General features: G+C 65.4%; 4 protein-coding genes. All 4 read right to left on the bottom strand.

The window, feature by feature from the left end; translation table 11 throughout:
- A partial coding sequence (locus AB3X43_RS06450) for an ABC transporter permease subunit (RefSeq protein ID WP_473965068.1) occupies positions 1–401 on the bottom strand: 401 nt, incomplete at its 3' end.
- Between the two features lie 12 nt (positions 402–413).
- Positions 414–1343: a branched-chain amino acid ABC transporter permease gene (locus AB3X43_RS06445; RefSeq protein WP_369429038.1), complete on the bottom strand. Its 930-nt coding sequence runs from the start codon at positions 1341–1343 to the stop codon at positions 414–416.
- A gap of 25 nt (positions 1344–1368) precedes the next feature.
- Entirely contained in the window at positions 1369–2163 is a 795-nt protein-coding gene (locus AB3X43_RS06440) for an ABC transporter ATP-binding protein (RefSeq protein ID WP_369429037.1), read from the bottom strand.
- The coding region (locus AB3X43_RS06435; RefSeq protein ID WP_369429036.1) for an AMP-binding protein at positions 2160–3224 on the bottom strand (1065 nt) is incomplete at its 5' end. The genes AB3X43_RS06440 and AB3X43_RS06435, both read right to left, overlap by 4 nt.

Genomic DNA, 3224 nt, shown 5'->3' with positions numbered 1-3224 from the left:
GCGAGGTAGAGCCCCTTGATGCGCAGCGACGGGATGCCGAACAGCACGCCGAGCACCGTCGAGCAGGCGCCACCCAGCAGCAGCGCCGGGATCACCGGCATGCCGTCGATGCGCAGGAGGAAGTTGTAGGCCGCATAGGCGCCGACCGCCATGAAGCCGCCGGTGCCGAGCGAGATCTGGCCGCAGTAGCCGACGAGGATGTTCAGCCCGAGGGCCGCCAGCGACAGGATCAGGAAGGGGATCAGCACGGCGCGGAAGGTGTATTCCGACGCCAGGAAAGGCACGGCGATCGCAGCGAAGGCGATCAGCGCCAGCACGCCGAGGCGGTCCTGCGTGATCGGGAAGATCTGCTGGTCCGACGCGTAGCTGGTCTTGAACTGGCCGTTCTCACGGTAAAGCATGGATTTGTCTCCTCAAACGCGGTCGATGATCTTTTCGCCGTACAGCCCTTGCGGCCGCACCAGCAGGAAGACCAGCGCCAGGGCGTAGGCAAACCAGATCTCGATGCCGCCGCCGACCATCGGGCCGATGTAGACCTCGGAGAGCTTCTCGCCCACCCCGATGATCAGCCCGCCGATGATGGCGCCCGGCACCGAGGTCAGCCCGCCCAGGATCACCACCGGCAGCGCCTTCAAGGCGACCAGCGACAGCGAGAACTGCACGCCGAGCTTGGAGCCCCAGATGATCCCGGCCACCAGCGCGACGAAACCTGCCACCGACCAGACGATGACCCAGATCCGGTTGAGCGGGATGCCGATCGACTGCGCCGCCTGGTGGTCATCGGCCACCGCGCGCAGGGCGCGGCCGGTCGAGGTGTACTGGAAGAACGCGGCCAGCACCGCCACCATCGTCGCGGCGATCAGCGCCGCGTACAGGTCTTCCGAACCGACCAGGACGCCGCCCTGGAACACGTTCTCCAGCAGGAAGATCGGGTCTTTCGGCAGGCCGACATCGATCTTGTAGATGTCCGAGCCGAACAGGGTCTGGCCGGCGCCGTCGAGGAAGTAGGTGATGCCCAGCGTGGCCATCAGCAGCGTGATGCCCTCCTGGTTCACCAGCTTGCCCAGCACGTAGCGTTCGATCACCCAGGCCACGATGACCATCACGCCCATCGCGCCGATGAAGGCCAGGAGGTTGCCGATGGTCTTGTTGTCGATGTGCAGCAGGTGCGGAATCCATTCGGCGAACCGCGCCATCGCCAGCGCAGCGAACAGCACCATCGCGCCCTGCGCGAAGTTGAAGACGCCCGAGGCCTTGAAGATCAGCACGAAACCGAGTGCGATCAGCGAATACAGCATGCCCGTCATCAGGCCGCCGATGAGTGCTTCGAGGAAAAATCCCATGGTGTTGCTCCCGTGACCGTGGCGTTCAGTGGCTGGTGCCCAGATAGGCCCGGATCACGTCTTCGTTGGCGCGCACCTCGTCCGGAGTGCCGTCGCCGATCTTCTTGCCGTAGTCCAGCACGACGACGCGGTCCGAGATGTCCATCACCACGCCCATGTCGTGCTCGATCAGCACGATCGTGGTCCCGAACTCCTCGTTGATGTCGAGCACGAAGCGGCACATGTCCTGCTTCTCCTCGACGTTCATGCCGGCCATCGGCTCGTCGAGCAGCAGCACCTGCGGCTCCATCGCCAGTGCGCGGCCCAGGTCCACGCGCTTCTGCAGGCCGTAGGGCAGGCGCCCGACCGGCGTCTTGCGGAACGCCTGGATTTCGAGGAAATCGATGATGTGCTCGACGAACTCGCGGTGCTGCGCCTCTTCGCGCGATGCAGCGCCCCAGCGGATCGCCTGCTGGAACAGGTTGGTGCGCATCTTCAGATTGCGCCCGGTCATGAGGTTGTCGATCACGCTCATGCCCTTGAACAGCGCCAGGTTCTGGAAGGTGCGGGCGACCCCCATCTCGGCGACCTGCCGGCTGTTCATGTGGCTGAAGGTCTGGCCGCGGAAGCTGATCTTGCCTTCCTGCGGGGTGTAGACGCCGTTGATGCAGTTCAGCATCGAGCTTTTGCCGGCGCCGTTCGGGCCGATGATGGCGCGCACCTCGTGCTCGCGCACGTTGAAGCTGATGTCGGTCAGCGCCTTGACGCCGCCGAAGCGCAGGGAAATGTTGGCGACATCGAGGATGACGTCGCCGATCTTCTTGTCGTGGGTGTCGTTCATGCGGCCCTCCGGACAGCGGGGAAGGTCTTGGTGTCGAGGATCTTCAGCGTCGCCGAGACGCTGCCGCTGCGGCCGTCCTCGAACTTCACGGCGGTCTCGATGAACTGCTCGGACTTGCCGCCGTACATCGCGTCGATCAGCACCTGGTACTTGTCGGCGATGGCGCCGCGCTTGACCTTGCGGGTGCGGGTCATCTCGCCGTCGTCGGCGTCGAGTTCCTTGTGCAGCACGAGCACGCGGTGGATCTGGCTGCCCGCGAGCATCTCGTCCTGTGCCAGGTCGGCGTTGGTCTGCTCGACGCACTCGCGCATCATCGCCAGCACCTCGGGCTTGCCCGCGAGATCGGCATAGCCGGCGTAGGGCAGGTTGCGACGCTCGGCCCAGTTGCCGACGGCTTCCATGTCGATGTTGATGAAGGCGCACACCCGGTCGCGCCGGTCGCCGAAGGCCACCGCCTCCTTGATGAAGGGGAAGAACTTCAGCTTGTTCTCGACGTACTTGGGCGCGAACATGGCGCCGTCGTGCGCGCCGCCCTGGAGCCGGCCGACGTCCTTGGCGCGGTCGATGATCTTCAGGTGGCCGCTGGCGTCGATGAAGCCGGCGTCGCCGCTGTGGTACCAGCCGTCCCTGGTCAGCACTTCCTCGGTCGCCTTCGGGTTCTTGTAGTACTCCTTCAGCAGGCCAGGCGACTTGATCATGATCTCGCCGCTCGGCGCGAGCTTGATCTCCACGCCCTGCACCGGCACGCCCACCGTGTCGGCGCGCGCCTCGTGGTCGGGCTGCAGGCAGACGAACACGGCGGTCTCGGTCGAGCCGTAGAGCTGCTTGAGGTTGACGCCGATCGAGCGGTAGAAGGTGAACAGGTCCGGCCCGATCGCCTCGCCTGCGGTGTAGGCCACGCGCACGCGGCTGAACCCGAGCGAGTTGCGCAGCGGGCCGTAGATGCTCAGGTCGCCGAGCTTGTACTTGAGCTTGTCCAGCAGGCCGACCGGCTTGCCGTCCATCAGCGCCGGGCCGACCCGCTTGGCCAGCGCCATGAAGGTCTTGAACAGGCCCTTCTT

The organism is Sphaerotilus sp., from assembly GCF_041083715.1.
GTDB lineage: Bacteria > Pseudomonadota > Gammaproteobacteria > Burkholderiales > Burkholderiaceae_C > Sphaerotilus.
The sequence above is the reverse complement of the archived record's forward strand: the minus strand, read 5'-3'. Positions and strand labels throughout refer to the sequence as shown.

What these genes read in the sequence shown, in the direction of transcription:
- AB3X43_RS06440 (WP_369429037.1), bottom strand. Translation starts at nt 2,163, where the DNA reads ATGAACGACACCCACGACAAGAAGATCGGCGACGTCATCCTCGATGTC.
- AB3X43_RS06445 (WP_369429038.1), bottom strand. Translation starts at nt 1,343, where the DNA reads ATGGGATTTTTCCTCGAAGCACTCATCGGCGGCCTGATGACGGGCATG.